At 67.3% G+C, this 26060-nt stretch carries 21 protein-coding genes; 16 read left to right on the top strand and 5 right to left on the bottom strand.

Annotated features, from left to right (window positions below):
• Positions 1-38 precede the first annotated feature (38 nt).
• The 5 genes from cofD (at position 39) to ahcY (ending at position 6349) form a co-directional block, all read left to right on the top strand.
• Positions 39-1007, top strand: a complete 969-nt coding sequence (gene cofD / locus AB0M14_RS24065; RefSeq protein WP_364999045.1) for a 2-phospho-L-lactate transferase — start codon at positions 39-41, stop codon at positions 1005-1007.
• A complete protein-coding gene (locus AB0M14_RS24070) occupies positions 1004-2350 on the top strand; it encodes a coenzyme F420-0:L-glutamate ligase (RefSeq protein ID WP_364998504.1) in 1347 nt (448 codons plus the stop codon). The genes cofD and AB0M14_RS24070 overlap by 4 nt, the downstream gene beginning before the upstream one ends.
• A 31-nt stretch (positions 2351-2381) precedes the next feature.
• On the top strand, positions 2382-2900 hold the full coding sequence (locus AB0M14_RS24075) for an NUDIX domain-containing protein (RefSeq protein WP_364998506.1): 519 nt from the start codon (positions 2382-2384) through the stop codon (positions 2898-2900).
• A gap of 325 nt (positions 2901-3225) precedes the next feature.
• Positions 3226-4353 carry an alkane 1-monooxygenase gene (locus AB0M14_RS24080; RefSeq protein WP_364998508.1) on the top strand — a complete coding sequence of 376 codons (1128 nt, stop codon included), beginning with the start codon at positions 3226-3228 and terminating at the stop codon, positions 4351-4353.
• Positions 4354-4882: 529 nt separating this feature from the next.
• The gene (gene ahcY, locus AB0M14_RS24085) at positions 4883-6349 is read left to right on the top strand and encodes an adenosylhomocysteinase (RefSeq protein WP_364998510.1); all 1467 of its coding nucleotides are present in this window, start codon (positions 4883-4885) and stop codon (positions 6347-6349) included.
• Positions 6350-6730: 381 nt separating this feature from the next.
• Here the strand turns inward: ahcY and AB0M14_RS24090 are convergent, their stop codons facing one another.
• Positions 6731-7807 (bottom strand): glycerophosphodiester phosphodiesterase, encoded by a 1077-nt coding sequence (locus AB0M14_RS24090; RefSeq protein WP_364998512.1) that lies wholly within the window; start codon positions 7805-7807, stop codon positions 6731-6733.
• Between the two features lie 116 nt (positions 7808-7923).
• On the opposite strand from AB0M14_RS24090, the gene AB0M14_RS24095 reads away from it, so the two are divergent.
• The 6 genes from AB0M14_RS24095 to raiA all read left to right on the top strand — a co-directional run bounded on the left by AB0M14_RS24095 (position 7924) and on the right by raiA (position 14609).
• On the top strand, positions 7924-8571 hold the full coding sequence (locus AB0M14_RS24095; protein WP_364998513.1) for a dTMP kinase: 648 nt from the start codon (positions 7924-7926) through the stop codon (positions 8569-8571).
• Positions 8572-8640: 69 nt separating this feature from the next.
• Positions 8641-9327: an MtrAB system response regulator MtrA gene (gene mtrA, locus AB0M14_RS24100; RefSeq protein WP_364999047.1), complete on the top strand. Its 687-nt coding sequence runs from the start codon at positions 8641-8643 to the stop codon at positions 9325-9327.
• Positions 9328-9428: 101 nt separating this feature from the next.
• Positions 9429-11162 (top strand): MtrAB system histidine kinase MtrB, encoded by a 1734-nt coding sequence (gene mtrB / locus AB0M14_RS24105; protein WP_364999048.1) that lies wholly within the window; start codon positions 9429-9431, stop codon positions 11160-11162.
• On the top strand, positions 11159-12973 hold the full coding sequence (gene lpqB, locus AB0M14_RS24110) for an MtrAB system accessory lipoprotein LpqB (protein WP_364998514.1): 1815 nt from the start codon (positions 11159-11161) through the stop codon (positions 12971-12973). The genes mtrB and lpqB overlap by 4 nt, the downstream gene beginning before the upstream one ends.
• Before the next feature lie 31 nt (positions 12974-13004).
• The gene (locus AB0M14_RS24115) at positions 13005-13646 is read left to right on the top strand and encodes a ComF family protein (RefSeq protein WP_364998515.1); all 642 of its coding nucleotides are present in this window, start codon (positions 13005-13007) and stop codon (positions 13644-13646) included.
• A gap of 282 nt (positions 13647-13928) precedes the next feature.
• Entirely contained in the window at positions 13929-14609 is a 681-nt protein-coding gene (gene raiA, locus AB0M14_RS24120; RefSeq protein WP_364999050.1) for a ribosome-associated translation inhibitor RaiA, read from the top strand.
• Positions 14610-14670: 61 nt separating this feature from the next.
• Here raiA and AB0M14_RS24125 read toward each other — a convergent pair whose 3' ends face one another.
• The 3 genes from AB0M14_RS24125 to AB0M14_RS24135 form a co-directional block, all read right to left on the bottom strand.
• Positions 14671-15111 (bottom strand): hypothetical protein, encoded by a 441-nt coding sequence (locus tag AB0M14_RS24125; RefSeq protein ID WP_364998516.1) that lies wholly within the window; start codon positions 15109-15111, stop codon positions 14671-14673.
• A 153-nt stretch (positions 15112-15264) separates the two neighbouring features.
• Positions 15265-15693: a hypothetical protein gene (locus AB0M14_RS24130; protein WP_364998517.1), complete on the bottom strand. Its 429-nt coding sequence runs from the start codon at positions 15691-15693 to the stop codon at positions 15265-15267.
• 7 nt (positions 15694-15700) lie between these two features.
• A complete protein-coding gene (locus tag AB0M14_RS24135; protein ID WP_364998518.1) occupies positions 15701-16384 on the bottom strand; it encodes a helix-turn-helix transcriptional regulator in 684 nt (227 codons plus the stop codon).
• A gap of 368 nt (positions 16385-16752) precedes the next feature.
• Between AB0M14_RS24135 and AB0M14_RS24140 the strand changes: the two genes are divergently transcribed.
• Complete coding sequence (locus tag AB0M14_RS24140) at positions 16753-18045, top strand: acetyl-CoA C-acyltransferase (protein WP_364998519.1); 1293 nt, start codon at positions 16753-16755, stop codon at positions 18043-18045.
• A gap of 73 nt (positions 18046-18118) precedes the next feature.
• On the opposite strand, the gene secA is transcribed toward AB0M14_RS24140, so the two are convergent.
• Positions 18119-20956, bottom strand: a complete 2838-nt coding sequence (secA, locus tag AB0M14_RS24145) for a preprotein translocase subunit SecA (RefSeq protein WP_364998520.1) — start codon at positions 20954-20956, stop codon at positions 18119-18121.
• Positions 20957-21278: 322 nt separating this feature from the next.
• Between secA and AB0M14_RS24150 the strand changes: the two genes are divergently transcribed.
• The 4 genes from AB0M14_RS24150 (at position 21279) to AB0M14_RS24165 (ending at position 25995) form a co-directional block, all read left to right on the top strand.
• Entirely contained in the window at positions 21279-22679 is a 1401-nt protein-coding gene (locus AB0M14_RS24150; RefSeq protein WP_364998521.1) for a wax ester/triacylglycerol synthase family O-acyltransferase, read from the top strand.
• A gap of 7 nt (positions 22680-22686) precedes the next feature.
• Positions 22687-23223: a hypothetical protein gene (locus tag AB0M14_RS24155; protein ID WP_364999052.1), complete on the top strand. Its 537-nt coding sequence runs from the start codon at positions 22687-22689 to the stop codon at positions 23221-23223.
• A gap of 106 nt (positions 23224-23329) precedes the next feature.
• A complete protein-coding gene (locus tag AB0M14_RS24160) occupies positions 23330-24466 on the top strand; it encodes a ferredoxin reductase (RefSeq protein ID WP_364998522.1) in 1137 nt (378 codons plus the stop codon).
• Between the two features lie 128 nt (positions 24467-24594).
• Positions 24595-25995 carry a fatty acid desaturase gene (locus tag AB0M14_RS24165; RefSeq protein ID WP_364998523.1) on the top strand — a complete coding sequence of 467 codons (1401 nt, stop codon included), beginning with the start codon at positions 24595-24597 and terminating at the stop codon, positions 25993-25995.
• Positions 25996-26060: the final 65 nt, after the last annotated feature.

The following is a 26060-nucleotide window of genomic DNA, read 5'->3' on the forward strand; positions in this document are numbered from 1 at the left end:
GTGTCGATGTGACTGCACAACTAGCGGACGGCGCCGCGGTGCGCGCGCCCAAGATCGCCGTCCTGGTCGGCGGGGTAGGTGGCGCGCGCTTCCTGCAGGGCGTCCGGGAACTGCTGCCCGAAGCCGATGTTTCGGCGATCGTCAACGTCGGCGACGACGTCTGGATGCACGGTCTCCGCATCTGCCCCGACCTCGATACCTGCATGTACACCCTGGGTGCGGGCATTGATACGGAGCGCGGCTGGGGCCGGGTGGGTGAAACCTGGCATGCCAAGGAGGAGCTGGCGAAATACAACGCGCAGCCGGATTGGTTCGGTCTGGGCGATCGCGATATCGCCACGCACTTGATTCGCACGGAAATGCTGCGTGCCGGATACCCGCTTTCGGCGGTCACCGAAGCGCTCTGCAATCGCTGGCAGCCCGGTGTCAAACTCATCCCGGCAACCGACGATCGATGTGAAACACATGTGGTTGTGAGCGATCCGGAGAACCCTGGCGAACGCCGCGCGATCCATTTCCAGGAGTGGTGGGTGCGCTATCGCGCCAACCTGGAAACGCACGGATTTGCCACAATCGGGGCAGACGAAGCAAAACCGGCCCCGAATGTGACGGAGATCATAGCCGGGGCGGATGCGGTCCTTTTGGCACCTTCCAACCCGGTCGTCAGCATCGGTTCCATCCTCGCCGTGCCCGGGATCCGGGGCGCGTTGCGCACCACCGAGGCCAAGGTGATCGGGGTGTCCGGGGTGATCGACGGCAAGCCGCTGCGCGGCATGGCCGACGAGTGCCTGTCGGTGATCGGCGTGGACACCACCGCCGAGGCGATCGGCCGCCACTACGGCGCCCGCTCGGCCACCGGCATCCTGGACGGCTGGCTGATCCACACCACCGACACCGCCGACGTACCCGGCGTCGAGGTGCGCAGCGTACCGCTGCTCATGACCGATCCGCCGACAACCGCTGAAATCGTCCGGGAGGCACTGGATTTGGCCGAGGTGAAGTGGTGACCCCGATCGTCGATCACGCCGCGACCGAACTGACGATTCTGCCGATCACCGGGCTGCCCGAGTTCCGGCCCGGCGACGACCTGGCCGCGCACATCGCCGCCTGCGCGCCGTGGCTGGCCGACGGCGACATCCTCGTGGTCACCAGCAAGATCGTGGCCAAGGCCGAGGGCCGCATTGTCGCCGCGCCGCTGGATCCCGAGGAACGCGACACCGCGCGCCGGGCGCTGGTCGATCAGGAAGCGGTGCGGGTGCTCGCGCGCAAGGGCCGCACCCTGATCACCGAGAACAAGCTCGGCATCGTGCAGGCGGCCTCCGGCGTCGACGGCTCCAATGTGGAGCAGGGCGAATTGGTGCTGCTGCCCGCCGATCCCGATGCCAGCGCCAAGGCGTTGCGCACCGCGCTGGCCGAAAAGCTCGGTGTGACCGTCGCCGTCGTCATTACCGACACCATGGGCCGGGCCTGGCGCAACGGCCAGACCGACGCCGCCATCGGCGCGGCCGGCCTGCGGGTGCTGCACGACTACGCGGGCGCGGTCGACGCCCAGGGCAACGAGTTACAGGTCACCCAGATCGCGCTGGCCGACGAGCTCGCCGCGGCCGCGGATCTGGTCAAGGGCAAACTCGGCGGGCTGCCGGTCGCGGTGGTGCGCGGGCTGCCGGTCACCGACGACGGGTCCAGCGCGCGGGATCTGCAGCGCGGGGGCACCGACGATCTGTTCTGGCTCGGCACCGCCGAGGCGATCGAGCAGGGCCGGCGCGAGGCGATCCTGCTGCGTCGCTCGGTCCGGCAGTTCGCCGCGACCCCGGTCGACCCGGAACGCATCCGGGCCGCGGTCGGTGTGGCGCTGACCGCGCCCGCGCCGCATCACACCCGGCCGGTGCGCTTCGTCTGGCTGCGCGATCCGGCTCGCCGGGCCGCGCTGCTCGAGGCAATGGCCGATAAGTGGCGCGCCGATCTCAGCGGCGACGGACGCTCGCCGGAAAGCGTGGAGCGCCGGGTTGCCCGGGGTCGCATTCTTTTCGACGCCCCCGAGGTGATCATCCCGTTCTGCGTCCCCGACGGCGCGCACGACTATCCCGACGAAACCCGCCGCGCCGCCGAGCAGACCATGTTCACCGTCGCGGTCGGCGCCGCGGTGCAGGGGCTGCTGGTGGCGCTGGCGACCGAGGGCATCGGCAGCTGCTGGATCGGGTCGACCATCTTCGCGCCGGAGGTCACCCGCGAGGTGCTCGGCCTGGCAGCCGACTGGATGCCCTTGGGCTCCATCGCCATCGGCTACCCGCTCGACGAGCAGGCCCCGCGCCCGGCCCGGGCGCCGGGTGATGGTCTGATCGAGTTGTGACGTTGACCCGACTGCCGAGAAGTGGACGCCGTTGACCGCCGAATCCCTGCATGCCTCCGCCACGAAGCTCCTCGAAACCTGGAGCCCCGCACCAGGTCCGGAGCAGTCGTTGCGCGAGGCGATGCTCGCGTTCCTGGGCTCCGCGCCGCGGGGTTGCCTGCGCGAGCACGCGGCCGGGCACATCACCGCCTCGGCGGTGGTCTTCTCCCATGACGGCCGCGAGACCCTGCTGACGCTGCACCCGCGCGTCGGCCTCTGGATCCAGCTCGGCGGGCATTGCGAGGAGTCCGACGAGACCGTCGCCGATGCCGCGCTGCGCGAGGCGACCGAGGAGTCCGGCATCGACGGCCTGGTGCTGGACCCGGAACTATATGGCGTGCAGGCGCATCCGATCACCTGCTCGCTCGGCGTGCCGACCCGGCACCTGGATCTGCTGTTCCGGGTCACCGCGCCGCCGGGCGCGGTGCCGGTGCGCAGCCACGAGTCCACGGATCTGCGCTGGTGGCCGATCGACGCGCTGCCGCCGAACGCCGAGGTGCTGCTGCGCTGAATTCGCGCTCCGTCTCGCCTTTGTGAGCGATACCAAATCGTTGCAGTCCCGGGCATTTTGATGCTCGGGAGTTGCCGCGGCCTGCCCTGAGCCGACCGCCGCCGACATCGAGTCAGGTCACCCTTCGTTAGCCAGCCGTGTGCGGTGAGCCGCGTCACATGTGAGCCGACTGAAATACCAACCGCCATGGTTGTAATGACTGCCACGTTTCCCCGTTCAGGGTCCTTGTAACAGACGTAAAGTCTGCAAGTATTCTCATGCGTCGGAGTTAGGGTTCTTATTTAGCGGGGCAAACGTGCAATCGGCTGGCAAACCGACGGGGTCTGTGGACCCCAAACGCCACTTGTGGGTTCTCGGCCTGATCGCCCCCTCCTGTGCCCTCCTGCCCTCTCAGCTGGTACTTCACACGGGGCAGGCCGTGTTCTGGTGGATCGGTCCGATCATCGTGCTGGTCGTCATCCCGATCTTGGATTGGCTGGTGGGCGAGGACGGCAGCAACCCGCGTGACGAGGACTACGAGCTGCTGTCCAACGATCGCTACTACCGTTGGTGCACTTACCTTTTCCTGCCCATTCAGCTGGTCGGCCTCGGCATCGCCTGTTTCATGTGGGCCGGCAATGAGCTGAGCGTGCTCGACAAGCTCGGTCTGGCAGCGACTCTCGGCTTCGTCAGCGGCATCGGCATCAATGCCGCGCACGAACTGGGGCACCGGGTCGAGCATTTGGAGCGCTGGCTGGCGAAAATCGCGCTCGCGCAGTCCTGCTACGGCCACTTCTTCGTCGAGCACAATCGCGGCCACCACGTCCGGGTCGCCACCCCGGAGGACCCCGCCAGCGGGCGACTAGGCGAATCCCTGTGGGAGTTCCTGCCGCGCAGCGTGACCGGCGGTTTCCGCTCGGCCCTCGGACTGGAACGCGAGCGCCTGGCGCGCAAGGGCAAACGCTGGTGGAGCCCGCACAACCACATCCTGCAGGCCTGGGCGATGTCGCTGGTGCTCTTCGGCGGGCTGCTCGCCGGTTTCGGCCTCGGCGCGCTGCCATACCTGTTGCTACAGGCGGTGATCGGCGTCGGCCTGCTGGAAACGGTGAATTACGTCGAGCATTACGGGCTGCTACGCGAGCGGCGGCCCAACGGGAACTACGCGCGCTGCTCCGCGCGGGACAGCTGGAACAGCGACCGCCTCGTCACCAACATCTTCCTGTTCCACCTGCAGCGGCACAGCGACCACCACGCCAACCCGGGCCGCCGCTACCAAACTCTGCGCAGCTCCATGCAAGCCCCGCAACTGCCCGCCGGATACGCCTCGATGATCGTGTTCGCGGCCATCCCTCCACTCTGGCGCGCGGTCATGGACCACCGCGTCATCGCGCACTACGACGGCGACATCAGCCGCGCGAACATCCAGCCACGCAAGCGCCGCCGCATGCTCGCGGCGAAGGAGGCCACGGCCTAGTCGCGGCATCCGCGGGCTGACGCGAGAGTGCTTGCGGTAAGCGGGATTTGGACGCTTTCCCAGTGATCTTTCGGTGGTACCGTCGGGGTAGCGGCCGCTATGCGCCGCATATCTCTGGGAGGGATCATGAAGTCAATTTTGCGTACCGCTATCGCGCTGTCCATCGGGTTGGCCGGAGTCGCCGGAATAGGTACCGCGGCTGCCGCTGCGGCCGTGCAGCCGGCTCAGGCAGTGGCCGGTCCGATGCTCACCGCGGGACCCAAGGTGGGGGACTGGCACCGGGACGAGTACTACTGCAAGAACACGCTTCAGGCGTGGGGTATGGACAGGAATTTCAAATGTGTTCCGGAACGGGGCGGTTACGTAATCCGTAGGAAGTAGTCCGGGTGCGGGCGGCGGCCGAGTCGCCGCCCGACTCCGATGGCTGAAGTGCTGGTCGCGAGCGTCTAGGAGGGGCGGAGTCTGGGGCCGAGTGGCCGGGGAGCCACGCTGTAGCCTTGGTCGCGGAACTGTCGACCAGGAGAGGCTGATGACGACCTCAGAACTTATCGCCGATGTGCGCAACGGCATCGATTACAAAGTGGCCGATCTGTCCTTGGCCGAGTTCGGCCGCAAGGAGATCCGGCTCGCCGAGCACGAGATGCCCGGCCTGATGGCGCTGCGCCGCGAGTACCACGACGTGCAGCCGCTCAAGGGCGCGCGGATCTCCGGCTCGCTGCACATGACGGTGCAGACCGCGGTGCTCATCGAGACCTTGGTCGCGCTCGGCGCGCAGGTCCGCTGGGCCTCGTGCAACATCTTCTCCACCCAGGACCATGCCGCCGCGGCCATCGTCGTCGGCCCGCACGGCACCGTCGAGGAGCCCAAGGGCACCCCGGTCTTCGCCTGGAAGGGCGAGACTCTGGAGGAGTACTGGTGGGCCGCCGAGCAGATGCTCACCTGGCCGGAGGAGCCGGCCAACATGATCCTCGACGACGGTGGCGATGCCACCATGCTGGTGCTGCGCGGCGCGCAGTTCGAGCAGGCCGGCGTGGTGCCGCCCGAGAACGAGGACCACTCGGCCGAGTACAAGGTCTTCCTGAATCTGTTGCGCGCCAGCCTCGAAGCGGACAAGTCCAAGTGGACCAAGATCGCCGAGAGCGTCAAGGGCGTCACCGAGGAGACCACCACCGGCGTGCTGCGGCTGTACCAGTTCGCCGCCGCGGGTGAGCTGGTGTTCCCGGCCATCAACGTCAACGACTCGGTCACCAAGTCGAAGTTCGACAACAAGTACGGCACCCGGCACTCGCTGATCGACGGCATCAACCGCGGCACCGACGTGCTGATCGGCGGCAAGAAGGTGCTGATCGCCGGTTACGGCGACGTCGGCAAGGGCTGTGCGGAATCGCTTGCCGGACAGGGCGCCCGGGTGCAGGTCACCGAGATCGACCCGATCAACGCGCTGCAGGCGCTGATGGATGGCTACGACGTCGTCACCATCGAGCAGGCGATCGCCGACGCCGACATCGTCATCACCTCGACCGGTAACAAGGACATCATCACCCTCGAGCACATGAAGGCGATGAAGGATCACGCGATCCTCGGCAATATCGGTCACTTCGACAACGAGATCGATATGGCGGCGCTGGAGCGCTCCGGCGCGACCCGGATCAACATCAAGCCCCAGGTCGACGAGTGGACCTTCAAAGAGTCCGGCAAGGCGATCATCGTCCTGTCCGAGGGCCGCCTGCTGAACCTCGGCAACGCCACCGGCCACCCGTCCTTCGTGATGTCGAACAGCTTCTCCAACCAGGTCATCGCACAGATCGAACTGTGGACCAAGCCGGAGGAGTACGACAACGAGGTCTACCGCCTGCCCAAGGCGCTGGACGAGAAGGTCGCCAAGATCCACGTCGAGGCACTCGGCGGCACCCTGACCAAGCTCACCAAGGATCAGGCGGAGTACATCGGCGTCGACGTCGAAGGGCCGTACAAGCCCGAGCACTACCGGTACTGACGCTATCGCCGATCGCTATCGAGGTCGGGGCAACGTCAAGTATTATCGAGGACGTCACGTGAGTGATGTCGAGCGGTAGGGACCGCCCTCCTAAGACGATCCCTACCTGATGGGCTAGCCCATCACTCGACGGACCACTATGAGCGCCCCGGCGATTACGGCAGCAGCAACCAAGATGGTGCCGTAATCGACCGGGGCATCGCTCCTCCGGCGACGATGTTTCGCCAAACCCATCACCTCCTTCCTCGGCGCGATGCGGCTCAGACCAACTTCCGCACCGCCCCTTGCGGGGAGGTGTCATCACCTTACGCAGCCTTCCGACGGAAAAATAGCGATTCGGCATGAATCCCCTTGTGGCCGAGTAGGATCGAGCTTGCTTTCTTACCCGTGGTAGGCCGCAGGCAGCGGATAACCCTTCTCCCGCATGACTTCCCGGGCTCGGTTCGGGTAGTCGGTGATGATGCCGTCCACGCCCTGGTCGAGCACCAGCGCAATGGTGGCCTTGTCGTTGACCGTCCAGGGTTTCACCTTCAGGCCCAGTTCATGGGCCCTCCGCACGTAGGCGGCGTCGGTGGTCAACTCGAAATCCTTGTCGCCGACCTTGCTGTCGCTGTCCCACGGATTCACATAGCTGGGTGAGGCGATGTCCGCGCCGAGCGCCTTGATCGCGGCGAGCGGATCGTTCTGGTAGTCCTCGTACTTGATCGGGCCGAGCCAGCGGGAGTCCGGCTTGAAGGTGGAGTCGTCGTACAGGGCCGATGTCGGAATGGCTGGGTTCTTCGCCTTCACCAGCGGAAAACTGCGCCAATCGAAGCTCTGGATCTCCACCTTGTCCGTGGCGCCGGCCTTGCCGACCTCGTCGAGGATGACGTCGACGAACTCCTGTGGCGTCGCCGAGTCCGCCGGGTCCTCGGCCTCGAGCTTCGTCTCGATGTTGTAGCGCAAGCCGTCGAAGGCGCCCGGATAGGACTTCACCAGGGTGAACAGATCGGGCAGTGTCGCGATCTTATTGCCGGGCAGCTCCTGCGCCTCGGGAAAGTCGTCCAGCTTCTTGCCGCAGTCCAGGGTGCGAACCTGCTCGAAGGTGAGCTCGTGCACAAGCTTGCCGACGTAGGGATACATCGGGTCATCGGGGAACGCCGCGCCCGTATCGGCGCACTTCTCGGATTTGATCTTCGGGTCGTGCCAGATGAGCGGCACCAGCTCCTTGGTGAGCACGATGTCGAGTTCCAGGGTGGTCACGCCGAGTTCGATCGCCTTGGCGTACCCGGGCAGCGACTCCTCCACGGTCATGCCGCGGCCGCCGCGGTGTGCCTGCAGATCGAACTCCCGGTTCGGATCGGCGGTGCTCGACGGGGTTGTCGAGGTCGAACTCGAATCGCTGTCGCCGGAGTTGCCGCAGGCGACTATTCCACTGGTGGCAATCGCTATTCCGGCGGCCGCAATAACCCATCTCACCTGCATAGATTTTGCATCGAATGGCGTCATTGGCAGAGGCTAGCAATCCGTCTGCAAATAGCAGGCCGATCGGGTGCCGACCGGCGTTGTCCCGCGCGCCTGTAACCTCCCGAAGCATGGGCGTTCTGGTCGCGGTGGAGGGTCTCGACGGTGCGGGCAAACGCACCCTGATCGAGGCGACGTCCACCCAGCTGCGCGCGAACGGGCTTCGGGTGACCACGCTCGCGTTCCCGCGCTACGGTCGGTCGGTGCACGCCGACCTGGCCGCCGAAGCCCTGCGCGGCTCGCACGGTGACCTGTCGCACTCCGTGAATGCGATGGCGTTGCTGTTCGCGCTGGACCGGGCCGACGCGGGCCTCGAGCTGGCGAAGCTCTTGCTGGACAACGACATCGTGATCCTGGATCGCTACGTAGCCTCCAACGCCGCCTATAACGCGGCTCGCCTGGAGCGGTCCGCCGACAGCGAAATCGTGCGCTGGGTGGCCGACATCGAGTTCGTCCGGTTCGGGTTGCCGGTGCCGGATCTGCAATTGTTGCTGGACGTCGATACCGAGCTCGCGGCCGAACGGGCGCGCCACCGTGGCGAACTCGACGCGACGCGCGCATTGGATGCTTACGAACGGGATGGCGGACTCCAGCGGCGCACCCTGGAGGTCTATCGTGAGCTGGCCGAAGGCAGTTGGCACAGTCCTTGGTGGAGAATACGATCCGATGACGATCCGGCATCGCTGGCCGTGCGATTGGCCGAATTGGTTGCCGGATAAGGTTGGATGTGCGGCGGGTTCGCACCAGTGTTGGCGTGGCGGCCCGTTCCTGGCCTGGGAGATGACAACATAGTAATTATGAAGCCCAAGATTCTTGTCGTCGACGACGATATGGCGCTCGCTGAGATGCTCACGATCGTCTTGCGCGGGGAAGGGTTCGACCCGCATGTGGTCGGCGACGGCACGCAGGCCCTGGCGGCGGTTCGTGAGATCCGCCCCGATCTTGTGTTGCTGGACCTGATGCTGCCCGGCATGAACGGCATCGATGTATGCCGTGTGCTGCGGGCCGATTCCGGCGTTCCGATCGTGATGCTCACCGCCAAGACCGACACGGTCGACGTGGTGCTCGGCCTGGAGTCCGGCGCCGACGACTACATCGTCAAGCCGTTCAAGCCGAAGGAGCTCGTCGCCCGCGTGCGGGCGCGGTTGCGGCGCACCGAGGACGAGCCGGCCGAGCTGCTCTCCATCGCCGACATCGTCATCGACGTGCCCGCGCACAAGGTGACGCGCAGTGGTGCGCAGATCTCGCTGACTCCACTGGAATTCGATCTCCTCGTCGCCCTGGCCCGCAAGCCGCGGCAGGTGTTCACCCGTGAAGTCCTGCTGGAGCAGGTCTGGGGTTACCGGCATGCCGCCGACACCCGTCTGGTGAACGTGCACGTGCAGCGGTTGCGCGCCAAGGTCGAGAAGGATCCCGAGAATCCGGAGATCGTGCTTACCGTGCGCGGGGTCGGGTACAAGGCCGGACCCCCGTGACCGATGACCCGGAGCGCCCGGGCGACGCGCAGGGGGGAGGAGAGCGGTCGCCCGAGGCGCCGGGACTTGCCGCGCGCTGGGAAGAATCGCTCGCGCCGGTGGTGGCCTCGCTCAAGGAGGTCGGCACCGGCCTCGGTCATGTCTGGCGCCGGTCGCTGCAGCTGCGCGTCATCGTCTCCACGCTGACGCTGTCGCTGATCGTCATCACCATCCTCGGCGTGGTGCTGACCTCGCAGATCACCGACCGCCTGCTGGACGCGAAAATCAACGCGGCGGTCGAGGAAATGGACCGGGCCCGCAATACGGTCGAAAGCCAGCTGGTGGGCGCGCACGACGCGGGCTCCCAGGAACAGCGCCTGACCGACGCGCGCGCCGCCCTGTCCAACCGGGCCGGCGGCGGTGGATCGTCCGGCGCGGCAGGAAGTTTCGAGTCGGCGCTGGCCATGGTCGGCGGTACGCCGCAGCAGCAGATCTTCACCGGGCCGATCCAGGAGGTCCCGGAGGAACTGCGCCGGTTCGTCCAGCGCAATCAGGTCAGCTACCAGTTCGCGATGGTCTCCGACCTCAACGGCTATCACGGGCGCGCCCTCATCATCGGCAGTCCGAGCGCCGAGGTGCCGACGCTGGAGATCTATCTGATCTTCATGCTGTCCAACGAGGAACGCAGCCTGTCGCTGATGCGCGGCACCATGATGATCGGCGGCTTGGTGCTGCTGGTCCTGCTGGCCGCGATCACCGCGCTGGTCACCCGCCAGGTGGTGCTGCCGATCCGCTCGGCGGCGCGCATCGCCAGCCGCTTCGCCGACGGCCGCCTCAAAGAACGCATGCTGGTGCGCGGCGAGGACGATATGGCCCGGCTCGCACAGGCGTTCAACGAGATGGCCGAGAGCCTGTCCAACCAGATCACTCAGCTCGAGGAGTTCGGCAATCTGCAGCGCCGCTTCACCTCCGACGTCAGCCACGAACTGCGGACCCCGCTGACCACCGTGCGCATGGCCGCGGACCTGATCCACGGCAGCAGCGACGATCTCGATCCCGCGCTGGCGCGCAGCTCCGAACTGCTGGTCACCGAACTGGATCGGTTCGAGGGCCTGCTCAACGACCTGCTCGAGATCAGCCGGCACGACGCCGGCGTGGCCGAGTTGCAGGTGGAATCGCTGGACCTGCGGATGTGCGCGCGGGCCGCCATCTCCACCGTCCGGCACCTGGCCAAGGACACCGGGGTCGAGGTCGTCATCGATATGCCCGAGGAACCCTTGGTCGCCGAGGTGGATCCGCGCCGCGTGGAACGCGTGCTGCGGAACCTGCTCGCCAACGCCCTCGACCACAGCGAAGGCAAGCCGGTGCTGATCCGGATGCGCGGCGATGTCGACACGAACTCGGTCGCGGTGGTGGTGCGCGATCAGGGCGTCGGCCTGCGGCCCGGCGAGGAGAAGCTGGTCTTCAACCGGTTCTGGCGCTCGGATCCGTCGCGAATGCGGCGGTCCGGCGGCACCGGTCTGGGTCTGTCGATCAGTGTGGAGGACGCGAATCTGCACGAGGGCCGACTCGAAGCCTGGGGCGAGGCCGGCGTCGGCGCGAGCTTCCGGCTGACGCTGCCGCTGGTGCGCGGGCGCAAGATGGGCCCGAGCCCGTTGCCGCTGGAACCCTTGCTGCGCAAGCCGTCCATGCCGGTCGAGCTGGACGCCGACGACAACGCCGACGTGCAAAGCCAGCCGTTCCACCTGGTGGAGCCCTCCGAGAACGGAAACTCCACGGCGACGCCCCTGCCCCCGAACGGCGCGGAACCGCCCGGCCCCGGCGTGCTCACCGAACCCGGAGACAATCAGAAATGACTGTGGAACCGAGGAAGATCTCCAGGCTGACCGCGTTCGCGGCCTGCGCCCTGGCGGCCCTGACGGCACTGTCCGGCTGCGCCAGCCTGCCGGAGAATTCCTCGCCGCAGGCCCTGGGCACGATCAACCGCGAACCGACCCCGGACGGGCCGCCGCCGCCCATCGAGAATCGCGACCCCGACCTGCTGCTGCGCGATTTCCTGGCGGCCACCGCGGACCCGTCGAACGGGCACCTGGCCGCCCGCCAGTTCATGACCCCCGCGGCCTCCACGGCGTGGGACGACGCGATCAGCACGACCATCGTGGAACGACCGGACACCCTGCGCGAATCCCGCAGTGGCGACCGGGCCACCTACGTGATCCGGGCCCGGAAGGTCGCCGAGCTGGCGGCCGACGGTTCCTACCGGGCGGTCGAGGGTCCGCCGCTGGAAAACAAGATCGAGATGAGCAAGGTCGACGGCCAGTGGCGCATCGACGAACTGCCCGACGGCGTGGTGATGGACAAGGCGGCCTTCGCCAAGTCCTACCGGCGCTACGTGCTGTACTTCGTCGATCCGACCGGCACTACGCTGGTCCCGGACCTGCGCTGGATCGCCGCGCCCAAGAACCAATTGGCGGCGCGCCTGCTCACGCTGATCAGCGCGGGCACCCAGCCCGCGCTGACGCCGGTGGTCCGCAACCAGCTCACCGCGCCGGTGACGGTGCGCGGTCAGATCACCAAGGCCAACGGCGACCCGGACGAGGTGGGCGTCGGATTGGGCGGCGTGCGCATCGATTTCGCGGGCGCCTCCGGGCTGAGCCCGCGCGACCGGGAATTGCTGGCCGGGCAGGTGGTGCTCACCCTGGCCAGTGCCGAGGTGCTCGGACCGTACATGCTGCTGGCCGACGGCAAGCCGCTCGACGAGCGGTTCGCCGCCACCGGCTGGTCGGTGGCCGACGTGCAGCAGCTCAGCCCGGCGGTGCAGAGCCAGAACCGGATCGGCCTGCACGCGCTGCGCGGCGGGGCGCTGGCCCAGGTCACCGAGACCGGCGTGCTCAACGCGCCCGGCTACTTCGGCACCGTGAACAACCTGCAGGCGGCGGCGATTTCGCCGGATGGCCAGTTCGTCGCGGCGGTCGCCGAATCCGGGCGGCCCGCGCCGGAACCACAGCGCACCCTGATGGTCGGGAGCTACGGCGGCACCGCCTTCCCGATCGCCGAGGGCGGCAGCATCAGCCAGCCGTCCTGGAACTCCGACGGGAGCGCCGCCTGGGCGGTGATCGACGGAGAGAAGGTCATCCGGGCGGTCAACGACCGCGCTACCGGCACCGTCTCGCCGCAAGAGGTCGACATCTCGGCGTTGAAGGCGGCCCAGCCGGATGATTCGATGCTGCGCCTGCCGATCACCGAGCTGCGCATCTCCCGGACCGGGGTGCGGGCCGCGCTGATCGCCGACGGCAAGGTCTATGTCACGGTGGTCGAGCGCCGGCCGAACGGAACCTATGCGCTCACTTCGCCGTTGGCGATCGCGGTCGGGCTCAGCACCCGCGCGGTCTCGCTGAGCTGGCTGACCGCCGACACGATCATGATCGCCCGCGAGGGCAATATCGACCCGGTGAGCACGGTGTCGATCGACGGGTCCCAGCTGACCTCGCAGATCAGCCAGAACCTCACGCCCCCGGTTCGTCTGGTGAGCGCGTCACCGCAGCACCAGTACGTCGCCGATTCGCGCGCGGTACTGGAGTTGACGAGCAATCCCGATGGCGGCGAGCCGTATTGGCGCGAGGTGCCGGGTCTGGGCTCGAGCGCGGTACCGGTGCTGCCCGGCTAGAGCTGTCGGTGCCCGGGCGCAGACTCGGGCAATGGGGACACTGCTGGATCTGATCCTGCCCGATTCGTGCGCCGGATGTGACCGGCCGGGGACCGGGTGGTGCCCGGCCTGCGCCGGCACCCTCGGCCCGCCGGTGCGGGTGCACCCGCGTACCGATCCCGGGGTCCCGTGCTGGGCGCTGAGCCCCTACGCGGGCCCGCCCCGGCGCGCGGTGCTCGCGGCCAAGGAGCGCGGCAGGCGCGATCTGTCGGACCCGCTCGGGCAGGCCCTCGCGAGCGGGCTGGCGCGGCTGCGCGCCGGCCGCCACACCCTGGTGCTGGTGCCCGCTCCGAGCCGTGCCACGGCGGCCCGGCAACGTGGTGGCGACCCCGTGGTTCGCGCCGCCCGGGCCGCGACGCGGTGGCTGCCCGATTGCCGGGTGGCCCCGGTGCTGCAGGTGTGGCGCGGCGTGCGGGATTCGGTGGGGTTGACACCCTATGAGCGAGAACACAATCTGCGCGGCCGGATCACGGTGCCGTCCGGGCTCGCGGCCGTCGCCGATTTTTCCGGAAAAGCCGAGGTAGTGCTGGTCGACGATGTACTGACAACCGGAGCGACGGCCCGGGAGTCGGTGCGCGCGCTGGCCGCCGCGGGCATCCGGACCCGGGCTGTTTTGGTGACATGTACTGCTTGACTCCGGGAAATTTGCGTGAATAGTGGCGCACTCGCAAATGTCGTACTAGCGTCGCGGACACACACCCAACCGGGAGTTTGGAGGTGGCGCGTCGGACAATCCTCGTGCTGCGCGATTCCCGCGCGATCCCCCCGCGAACCACGGAATCAGACACTGCTCGGCACGGCTCAAACCCGCCGCACGTGAGTCAACAGGTGCGGCCAGATCCGGGAGGTACGCGTGACGACTTCTTCACGACCTTCAGTGAGAGATGCAGATCCTTCGGTGCAGAACGGCGCCGCTCTGGACACCACCGAATCCGCCGCGGAGCGACCACCGGCTCCCCATGCGGACGTCGTGGTCAAGGGCCGCAATGTCGAGGTGCCGGATCATTACCGAATCTATGTCGCGGAAAAACTCTCCCGACTCGAACGCTTCGATCCCTCGATCTTCATCTTCGACGTCGAGCTGTTCCACGAACGAAACCGGCGGCAGCGCAAGGCCTGCCAGCGCGTCGAGATCACCGCGCGCGGAAAGGGCCCGATCGTCCGCGCCGAGGCGTGCGCGGACAGCTTCTACGCCGCGCTGGAGTCGGTGACCGACAAGCTGGAAAGCCGCTTGCGCCGCACCAAGGACCGGCGCAAGGTGCACTACGGCGAGAAGACCCCGGTCTCCGTCGCGGAGGCCACGGCCGACCTGATCGACGAGTCGCTGTTCGCGCGCTCGAATGGTTCCGCCGCGCACGCGCATCCGGTCGAACGCACCGAGAAGGCGCCGGAGTGGCCGGATTACGAGCCCACCGGGCCGGGCCAGGTGGTCCGTACCAAGGTGCACAGCGCCACCCCGATGACCGTCGACGACGCCCTCTACCAGATGGAACTCGTCGGCCACGATTTCTTCCTGTTCCAGGATCGGGAGACCGACCGACCGTCGGTTGTCTATCGTCGGCACGCTTTCGACTACGGCCTCATCCGGCTCGCATAGAAGTGCCGCACCCGGCCGGAGTCGAATCCGGCCGGGTGCTTCAGGATTTCCGGTTTCTCCGTCAGCGACCGCGGAAGAACGTGCGGTGCAGCAGTGATTCGCGTCGCGGCGGCCGCATCGCCTCCAGCATCACCAGGTCCGCGAACGATTCGGCATCGCGTTCGCGGGCTGTTCCGTAGTCGGTGCGGCCCAGCACATGGGTGATGGATTCCGCCGAGATCGAGGGCAGCAGTTCGCTGATCGCCGCGATCGAGTGCGGCTCCGGCTCGGTGCTCTCCGGGCCGTGGCCGAGCAACATATGCCCGAGTTCGTGGGCGATGATGTGCTCGGCATGCCATTGCGTGGTATCCGCGCCGTAGACGATGACGTCGCTGTCCCGCTTGGCGATCCACAGTCCGCTGCCCGTGCCGCAACCGCTGCCGGCCAGCACCGCGGTATCCACCGGATGCAGTGTGATCTCGCGGCCGCGGTACTCGGCCACGGCATCGAGATAGATATGCAAATTCCAAGGGTGCGGTATCGGTACGTCCCGGGAAACCTCCCGGAACCGGTCGTCCAAACCCGGCATGCTGACCCTTTCGAGCGACCTGGCGAGAGCCGCGAGCGACGCGTCCTCCCACCAGTTCTGCGATCCCGCCCCGTGCGAGAACAGATGCTACCGAGTTTTTGACCCAGACACTGCCTCGGTGCTCTGGATGACCGCGCTGAGCCGGGCCGGATCGACATCCGAACCGCGCAGCGCGATGCTGGCGACGTTGGCGTCGCGCATGGTCGCGAGCAGTTCGAGCTCCCGGTCGATGGCGGCGGCGGCCGCGCCCGAACTGGTCAGATAGTCCGGTTTCACGCCGAAGCAGTGCGCGAGCGCGGTCAGCACATCGGCGCCGACGGCCACGGTGTCGTACTCGTCGAACATGCCGCCGCGCATCCGATCCAGATGTTCGGCGGGGATCGCGCGCAGCAGCGCCTTGCTGACCTGTTCGGCGATCGATTCGGTGCTGCGTTCCGGCGCCGAGCGCGGATGCATCGTCGCGAACAGGCGATTGATCTTGCGGCTCAGCGGTAGTCGCGCGGCGTCCTCGGTCATCGCTTGACTACCTTTCCATCCCACGGGCATTGGCCGCTACCCATCGGGCGTGGAAACGTGCTTCGGTGGCGGAGTCCACATCCGCGGAGCGGCCCGCCAGCCAGCGCCGGTAGCGCCGTTCGCGCACCTCGTCCGGGTCGCTGACCTCGGCGGGGATCTCCAGTAAATGGGAGAACGCCATGGCGACCAGCGGGTGCAGGTCCCGGCCCGGCCCGCCGTTGCGTTCCAGCATGGCGGTCGCGTAGCGGGCCGACAGCCGGGAGACGACGCCGTTGAGCTCGGCCACCGCGGCCAGCACCGCGGGTTCGGTGACGCCGGTGTGCTCGACCGAGTCGTTGAGCCGGCCGGCGGAGGCCAGTAACCCGGTCAGATCGGCGATGTCGAAGCGAATCGAATCCGGCCCCGACACGATGGACTCGTCGCTCGCGTCCGGGGCGGTCTCCCGGGCCGCGGGGGTGCCGCCGGCGTAGGTGCGGGCGGCGCTGCCCGGCAGCCAGCGCAGCGGCACATCCAGTTTGTTGAGGGTGTGCGTGCTGATCGCGGCGGCGCCGTCCTCGATCTTGCGGATGGTCGGCGCGGAAGGGCCGCCCAGGTCGCCGATCTGCATCTGGGTCAGGCCGAGCTCGTCTCGGCGTTCCTTCATGATCCGGCCGAAGCGCTTCTGTCGCGACAGCTCCGAAGTGCTTTGCATAGTGGGCTTCATCGTAGGGTCCCCCATCATTTCAAGACAAGTTTATACAAAGCGTTTGAAAAGATCATAGAAAACTTGCTACTGTTCTTTCGCGCCGAGCGAGCGACGCCGGCCTAAGTGGTTCTCCAGGAGTCGATTCCGGGACGAGCAGGGGCGTTGCCGGGATCGGTGTCCAAGGTCTGCCTTCGCAACGGCGCGCGGGCAGACTCAGGGCTCAGCGGCTTCTGGAGGGGATCGCTGAGCCCTTTGCGTCCGCGCGATGGCCTCCCTGCCCGGTGGGGTGCGGGGAGGCCCGCTTCGGGGTGCCCGTAGACCGTCAACTTACTTCGGAGTAAGTTTGTGAGACAGGTCTCTCGAAGGGAATTCCCATGGCTTCCAAAGCTGCTCGCCGTGCGGTCATCGTCTCCGGCGCGCGCACCCCGTTCCTGCGCGCTTTCACCGATTACACGCGCATGGACTCCATCGCCCTCGCCGACGCCGCCGTGCGCGGGCTGCTGGAGCGCACCGGCCTGCCGGGCGCGCAGGTGCAGGCCATCGTCTGGGGCGGGGTCATCCTGCCCAGCGCCGCACCGAACATCGCGCGCGAGATCGCCCTGGACCTCAAGCTCGACGCGGGCTGTGAGGGCTACACCGTCACCCGCGCTTGCGCCTCCGGGCTCCAGGCGGTGACCTCCGCGGCCGCGGCCATCGAACGCGGCGAGTACGACATCATGATCGCCGGCGGCAGCGACTCCACCAGCAACGCCGAGGTCAAACTCCCGCAGAAGCTGGTGCACGCGGGCGCGCCGCTGGCGCTGGGCAAGCCGAAGGTCAAGGACTACCTCTCCGCGGCCGCGCAGCTCGCGCCGTTCACCGACATCCTCCCGACCCGCCCGAAGATCGCCGAGCGCACCACCGGCGAGGTGATGGGGGAGTCGGCCGAGAAGATGGCCCGCATCCACGGCGTCACCCGCGCCGAACAAGACGAATTCGCCGCCCGCTCGCACCAACGGGCCGCCGCCGCCATCGATTCCGGCCGCTTCGCCGACGAAGTCCTGCGCGTGCGCACGCCGGAGGGTCTCGACATCGAGCGCGACGGCTTGGTCCGCGCGGACACCGGCGCGGCGAAGCTGGCCAAGCTGAAGCCGGTCTTCGCCAAGGACGGCACCGTCACCGCCGGCAATGCCAGCCCGCTCACCGACGGCGCCTCGGCGGTCCTGCTGATGAGCGAGGAGAAGGCCCGCGAACTCGGCTATCACCCGCTGGCCGCGTTCCGCTCCTGGAGTTACGTCAGCGTCGACCCGGCCGATCAGGTCCTGATCGGCCCGGCCATCTCGATGCCCCGCGCCCTCGACAAGGCCGGAATGTCGTTGTCCGACATCGATTTCGTCGATATCCACGAGGCCTTCGCCGCCCAGACGCTCTCGGTGGTGCGCGCGCTCGGCAGCACCGACTGGGCGAAAACCCGCCTGGACCGCGACACCGCCGTCGGCGACATCGACATCGACACCTTGAACGTGCACGGCGGCTCGGTCTCGCTGGGCCACCCGTTCGGCGCCACCGGCGCCCGCATGGTCACCACGATGGCCAACGAACTCGCCCGCACCGGCAAGAACACCGCCCTGCTCGGCATCTGCGCCGCGGGCGGCATCGGTGCGTCTGCGGTGCTGGAACGCGTGTAGTTCCCGACCCCGGGAAGGAACCGACGAAGGCGCCCGACGGCCGTAGCCATCGGGCGCCTTCGCTGTTCAGTGCCTAGTGCTTGCGGCGGCCCTTCGGCGCGCGCTTGCCCTTGCTCTGGGTGCGGGCCGCTTCCCGGCGTTCCCGGCGGGTGGTGCTGTCGCCGTCGCTGCCGTACTCCTCGGCATCGCTGTGGACGGTGGCATTGCCGTCCTCGGCGGGGCCGTAGTAGCTCAGGCCGCGCGCGGAGCGCTCGTCGATGCCCTTGGCGCGCAACGCGGCCGGCGCCGCGGTGCCGGCCGGCGGGGCCTCGTCGGTGGGCAGCGGGCGCGGTGCGTTCGCGCCCAGCGGGGACCGCAGGCCCGGATCGACGGAGACGCCCTCGGGCTGCGGCTGCTGCACCTCGACCTGCAGGTTGAACAGGAAGCCGACCGACTCCTCCTTCAGGCCGTCGAGCATCGCCGCGAACATGTCGAAGCCCTCGCGCTGGTACTCGACCAGCGGGTCGCGCTGCGCCATGGCGCGCAGGCCGATGCCCTCCTTGAGGTAGTCCATCTCGTAGAGGTGCTCGCGCCACTTGCGGTCCAGCACCGAAAGCAGCACCTGGCGTTCGAGATTGCGCATGGAGCCCTCGCCGGCCAGGCCGTCGATCTCCTGCTCGCGCTTCTCGTAGGCGGTGTGCGCGTCGTCGAGCAGCGCGTCCAGGAGTTCCTCGCGGGTCAGGTCGCCGGCCTCGCCGATGCCGGTCTCACCGGTCAGATCCTTGTAGTCCACGCTCACCGGGTACAGCGTCTTGAGCGCCGTCCACAGCTTCTCCAGGTCCCAGTCCTCGACGTAGCCCTCGGCGGTGGCGCCGTTGACGTAGGCGGTGATCACGTCGGTGATCATCTCCTGGACCTGGCCCTCCATGTCCTCGCCGCGCAGGATCCGGTTGCGCTCGCCGTAGATGACGGTGCGCTGCTGGTTCATCACCTCGTCGTACTTGAGGACGTTCTTACGGATCTCGAAGTTCTGCTGCTCGACCTGGGTCTGCGCGCTCTTGATGGCCTTGGAGACCATCTTCGCCTCGATCGGCACGTCGTCGGGCAGGTTCAGGCGGGTCATGATCGACTCGAGCGCCGCGCCGTTGAAGCGCCGCATCAGCTCGTCACCCAGCGACAGGTAGAACCGGGACTCGCCCGGGTCGCCCTGCCGGCCGGAACGACCGCGCAACTGGTTGTCGATACGCCGGGATTCGTGCCGTTCGGTGCCGAGTACGTAGAGGCCGCCGGCCTCGCGCACCGCGTGGGCGTCCTCCTCGACCTGCTGCTTGACCTGCTCGAGCGCGGAATGCCAGGCGGCTTCGTACTCGTCCGGGGTTTCCACCGGATCCAGGCCCTGCTTGCGCAGCAGGATGTCGGCGATGATGTCCGGGTTGCCGCCGAGCACGACGTCGGTACCACGACCGGCCATATTGGTGGCGACGGTGACCGCGCCGGGCCGCCCGGCCTCGGCGATGATCTCGGCTTCCTTCTCGTGGAACTTCGCGTTCAGCACGTTGTGCGGGATGCCGCGCTTGGTGAACTGCTTGGACAGGTACTCCGAGCGCTCGACGCTGGTGGTACCGATCAGCACGGGCTGGCCGTTCTCGTGCCGTTCGGTGCAGTCGTCGACCACGGCGGCGAACTTGGCCTCTTCGGTCTTGTAGATCAGGTCGGACTGGTCCTGGCGGATCATCGGCTTGTTGGTCGGGATCGGGACCACGCCGAGGCCGTAGATCGAATGCAGTTCCGCCGCTTCGGTTTCGGCGGTACCGGTCATGCCGGACAGCTTGTTGTAGAGGCGGAAGTAGTTCTGCAGGGTGATGGTGGCCAGCGTCTGGTTCTCCGGCTGGATCTCGACCTTCTCCTTGGCCTCGATCGCCTGGTGCATGCCCTCGTTGTAGCGGCGGCCGACCAGGATGCGCCCGGTGAACTCGTCGACGATGATGACCTCACCGTCGCGGACGATGTAGTCCTTGTCCTTCTGATACAGCTCCTTGGCCTTGATGGAGTTGTTCAGGTAGCTGACCAGCGGCGAGTTCGCGGCCTCGTAGAGGTTGTCGATGCCGAGCTGATCCTCGACGAACTCCACGCCCGCCTCGTGCACGCCGATGGTGCGCTTCTTGATGTCGACCTCGTAGTGCAGGTCCTTCTTCAGCAGCGGCGCGATGCGCGCGAACTCGGCGTACCACTTCGAGGAGGCATCGGCCGGACCCGAGATGATCAGCGGGGTGCGGGCCTCGTCGATCAGGATCGAGTCGACCTCGTCGACCACGGCGAAGTTGTGCCCGCGCTGCACCAGGTCGTCCAGCGAGTGCGTCATGTTGTCGCGCAGGTAGTCGAAGCCGAACTCGTTGTTCGTGCCGTAGGTGATGTCGGCGGCGTAGGCGGCGCGGCGCTGGGCCGGGTTCATGCCGCCGAGGATGACGTCGACCTCGAGCCCGAGGAAGCGGTGCACGCGGCCCATCCACTCGGCGTCGCGCTTGGCCAGGTAGTCGTTGACCGTGACGACGTGCACGCCGTCGCCGGACAGCGCGTTCAGGTAGGCCGGCAGCACACAGGTCAGGGTCTTGCCCTCACCGGTCTTCATCTCGGAGATATTGCCGAGATGCAGTGCGGCGCCACCCATGAGCTGGACCTTGTAGTGCTTCTGGTTCAGCACGCGCCAGGACGCCTCGCGGGCCACCGCGAACGCTTCCAGCAGCAGCTCGTCGAGGGATTCCCCGTCGGCGTAGCGCTCCTTGAACTCGTCGGTCTTGGCGCGCAGCTCGGCGTCGGTCAGCGTTTCGAAGTCGGACTCGAGCGCGATCACCTCGTCTGCGAGATGGGCCAGGCGCTTGACCGTGCGACCCTCACCAATCCGTAGCAACCTCGTCAGTGTCAGCGCAGGCACGAGTCTCGTCAGTCCTCTGGTCGGTGTGTCAATGTCGGCCCCCACAGCTCCCGCCAAGTACATGGTGGGTCCGCAGCACGCTCCATGGTAATTGCCGGACCCATGGTAGGCGTCGGTGACCAGCGGCGAATCGCTCGCCCCGAATCTGTCGCGTATGCGGCGGCTTTCTCCTCTCACCGTAGCCGAGCAGGACGACGCGCGTCGCTTACGATGGGATGCGTCCGCCGTGTCGAGGGCGGCAGGGCAGCGCAGCTCGCAGACACTTCTCCGGGGTGGGGAGGCAGTCGTTCGACCAAGCAAGACGCAAGGAGCAGCGGGCAGCGTGATCACAAGGTTGACGCCGCAGGACGCGTCTTTTTTCCGGCTGGAGTCCAGCAGCAATCCGATCCACATCGGCGCGCTCGCCATCGTCCGGAACGCCGATCAGCAGCCAGGGATGGATTACGACCGGCTGGTGGATCTGGTCGAGAGCCGGTTGGCGCTGGTGCCGCGCTATCGCCGCAAGGTGCGCGAGATCCCGTTCGCGCTGGGCCGCCCAGTGTGGGTGGAGGACAGCCGATTCGACATCACCTATCACATTCGACGGTCGGCGCTGCCGCATCCGGGCACCGACGAACAGCTGCACGAACTGGTGGCGCGGCTGGCCTCGCGGCCGCTGGATCAGACGCGCCCGCTGTGGGAGATGTACCTGATCGAAGGCCTGACCGGCGGTCGGTCCGCGATCTTCACCAAGACCCATTCGGCGCTGGTCGACGGGGACAGCGCGCTCGAGATCGGGCACGTCATCCTGGACGCGAGCGAAGCGCCGCGCGGTCTGGCCGACGACGCCTGGGTCGCGCCGCGCGAACCCCGCGACACCGAACTCCTGATCGGGGCGCTGACCCACCTGGTCGCGCAGCCGCGCGAGGCGCTCGAAGTCGCCCGCGACGCCAGCGCGGACGCGTTCGCGATGGTCGCCGCCGCGGGCAAGGCGGTGGATTCGGTGATCTCGGCGGTGCGCGCGGTCACCACCGGCGCACCGGACAGCCCGCTCAACACCAAGACCTCCCGCAATCGCCGCTTCGATGTGGTGCGCAGCGACCTGGAGGACTACCGCACCATCCGCAAACGGTTCGACTGCTCGATCAACGACGCCATCCTCGCGGTTGTCACGGGGGCCTTACGTAACTGGCTGCTCTCGCGCGGCGAAGCGCTCACCGAGTCCTCGACGGTGCGCGCGGTGGTTCCGATGTCGGTCTACCTCGAGGGCGGCGACGAGCTGAAACCGGCGAGCGAGGTTTCGTCGTTCCTCATCGATCTGCCGGTCGGCGAACCCAATCCGGTGATGCGCCTGTCGCATATCGCGCACGCCACGGAGGCCAACGGCAAGCACCGGCGCGGAGTCCGGGCGCGCACCCTGGTGCACATGGCCGGATTCGCACCGGCGAGCCTTCACGCCATGAGTGTCCGCGCGGCGAGTACTTTCGCAGAGCACACGTTCAATTTGGTGATCACCAACGCGCCGGGTCCGCAAACGCCGATGTTCATCGGCGGTGCGCGGATGCTGGAGATGTATCCGGTGTCGCCGCTGCTGCGCAATCAGGCCTCGAGTATCGGGATCACGTCCTACGACGGACATGTGTTCTACGGGCTCAACGCCGATCGCGACGCGATGGCCGACATCGGCGTGCTGGCCGCCGCGGTACACGAATCCATGGAGGAGATGCTCGGTGCCTGTGTCTGACGAGAAGATGCGCGTCTACATTCCGGCCACGGTGCCGATGCTGCGCAGGCTGGTCGCCGACCGTGAGATCTTCCCGCTCGGCGCGACCGCGTTCGCGGTCACTCCGGCGTTGCGCGAGGCCTATGCCTCCGGCGACGACGACGAGCTGGCCGAGGTCGCGATGATGGAGGCGGCCCGCGCCTCGCTGCGCCTGCTGGCCGGCGAACGCGACGACGCCGGCGATGCCGGGGAGCCCGCGGCGAGCGAACCGAGCGGCCCGATCTACCGGCGGGCGGTGATCGCCGCCGACGTGACCGGCGCGAAGCATCGGCCGGATCTGGACGACGCGGTGGTGAAGCTCGCGGGCCCGGTGACCTACAACCAGATCGCGTCGGCGCACGTCGACCTGGCCGACGCCGAACCGCAGGTGGCCAAGGCCGTGGAGGTCATCGATGCCGCCGACCTGGGCGATACCGACGCCGAGTTCGTGCTCGGTGATGCCGAGGACCACCAGCTCGCCTGGTACGCGGCACAGGAACTGCCGTTCCTGCTCGACCTGCTGTGAGCCCGGGCAGGACACGCTAACCTACGATGCCGTAACCTTGCTGGGAAGCAGTTCGCGGAGTGCGTTTTGCGAGCTGCACATCAGACACAGGAGATATACGGCACCGATGGTCTTCAAGAATGTGCGCGAGTGGCTGGAGGCTCCGGCCGCGAGCGTCGCCGAGCGTGGCGGCCGGCTGAACGTGTTGCGCGGGGCTGTCGCCCGGGTCACCACGCCGTTGCTGCCCGACGACTACCTGCATCTGGCCAACCCGCTGTGGTCGGCGCGGGAGCTGCGCGGCCGAATCGTCGAGGTACGCAAGGAGACCGCGGATTCGGCGACCTTGGTGATCAAACCGGGCTGGGGTTTCGACTTCAAATACCAGCCGGGCCAGTACATCGGCATCGGCATTCTGGTCGAGGGCCGCTGGCATTGGCGCTCCTACTCGCTGACCTGCCCGCCGAACTGGTCCGAGCCCGGCCACGGCGGCAAGCGCGTCATCTCCATCGCGGTGAAGGCGATGCCAGAGGGTTTCCTGTCCAGCCACCTTGTCAACGGCGTCAAGCCGGGGGCGATCATCCGGCTACAGGCGCCGCAGGGCGGGTTCGTGATGCCGTTCCCGCCGCCGGACAAGGTGTTGTTCCTTACCGCGGGCAGCGGCATCACCCCGGTGATGTCGATGCTGCGCGGCATGGACCGCCGCGAGCGGGTCACCGATGTGGTGCATCTGCATTCCGCGCGGACCGCCGCGGACGTCATGTTCGGCACCGAGCTGCGGGCACTGCATGACCGGCATCCGAGCTTCAGCACGCATCTGCATCTGACCGGCGAGAACGGCAAGTTCAAGCTCACCGATCTGGACGAGCGTTTCCCGGATTGGCGGGACCGCGAGACCTGGGCCTGCGGTCCGGCGGCGATGCTCGACGAGATCGAGCAGCACTGGCGTGAGGCGGGTCTCTCGGACAAGCTGCACGTGGAGCGCTTCGAGGTGGAACGGTCCGCGATCGGCGAGGGCGGTTCGGTCACCTTCGCCAAGTCGGACCGCACCATCGAAGTAGACGGGGCGACCAGTCTGCTCGAGGCGGGAGAGTCGGCCGGGGTTCAGATGCCGTTCGGCTGCCGGATGGGCATCTGCCAAACCTGTGTGCTGACATTGAGTTCCGGGCACGCCCGCGACTTGCGCAACGGCGACGAGAAGCGCGAAGGCGACAAGGTGCAAACCTGCATCTCCGCCGCAGCCGGTGACTGCACGCTCGAAATCTGAGCGAACAGCGCAGGTAGGAATGGCACGGCCGGGGTATCCACCCTTGGCAAGGGGGAGTGGCAGCGACGCCGCAGCGGGGTGGGTGACAGGTACGCTCGAACTGAATTCGAGCCGACGAAGGGACCCGGGTGGCAATCACCGACATCAAGGCTTTCGCGCATCTCACCGAAGCCGATATCGAGATGCTGGGCCAGGAGCTCGATGCCATCCGGCGTTCGGTCGAGCTGTCGCGCGGTGAACGCGACGCGAAGTACATCCGCCGCACCATCGCCGCCCAGCGTGGCCTGGAAGTGGCCGGGCGCGCGCTCCTTTTCGGTAGCCGCAAGCGGTGGGCCTGGCTCGCCGGCACCACCTTGCTGTCGGTCGCCAAGATCGTCGAGAACATGGAGCTCGGGCACAACATCAGCCACGGGCAGTGGGACTGGATGAACGATCCGGAGATCCATTCCACCAGTTGGGAATGGGATCAGACGGGTCCGTCGTCGCAGTGGCGGCGCGCACACAACTACTCCCACCACACCTATACCAACGTGCTCGGCAAGGACGAGGACCTCGGCTTCGGGATTCTGCGGATGACCCGCGACGAGGAGTGGCGTCCGATCCATCTGGTGCAGCCGTTCGCGAATGTGCTGCTCGCCGCGACGTTCGAATGGGGCATCGCCCTGCACGATTGGGACGCCGAGAAGCAGCTCTCCGGCGCACCGCGGAAGTGGAACTCCGAGCCCAACAAGGAGTTCGCCCGCAAGGCGGCCCGCCAGGTCGCCAAGGACTTCGTCATCTATCCGGCGCTCACCGGACCGGCCTGGAAGTCGACGCTCAAGGCCAACGCGACCGCCAATCTGGTGCGCAACCTGTGGGCCTACGCGGTGATCTTCTGCGGTCACTTCCCCGATGGCGCGGAGAAATTCACCGTCGAGCAACTCGACGGGGAGACCAGCGGCGAGTGGTACCTGCGGCAGATGCTGGGCAGCGCCAACTTCAAGGCCGGGCCCGCGATGGCGTTCATGAGCGGCAATCTCTGCTACCAGATCGAGCACCACCTGTTCCCGGATCTGCCGAGCAACCGGTACGCCGAGGTGGCGGTCAAGGTTCGCGAACTGTGCGACAAGTACGACCTGCCCTACACCACCGGCTCGCTGGGCAAGCAGTACCTGCTCGCGTTCCGCACCATCCACAAGCTCGCGCTGCCGGACAAGTTCCTCAAGCGCACCGCCGACGACGCCCCCGAGACCTCCTCGGAGCGCAAGTTCGCCGGAATCAGCCTGCCGTCGCTGCCGACCGCGGCGCAGATGCAGGAAACCTGGCACGAAACCCACATCATCCCTGTCGATCCCGCCACCGGGCAGCGCTACGGCTTGCGCTCGGCGATGCAGGAGGCGAAGGTAGTGCTCAAGGCAAAGGCCAAGCACGAGAAGGAAGTTCTGCGCGAGGCCAAGCGCGCGTTGAAGGCGAAGGCGCGGCAGGAGAAGCAAGCGCTGCGCGAAGCCGGTGTGGCACTTCAGGAGCGGGCTCGGCATAGCATCTCCTGATAACGTTTTCAATGCGGGATTTGCCACACTTCAACGGCGAATCTGACAACCTACGGTCTCGTAAC

Origin of the sequence: Nocardia sp. NPDC051832 (assembly GCF_040681285.1) — a bacterium.
Taxonomy (GTDB): Bacteria; Actinomycetota; Actinomycetes; order Mycobacteriales; family Mycobacteriaceae; genus Nocardia.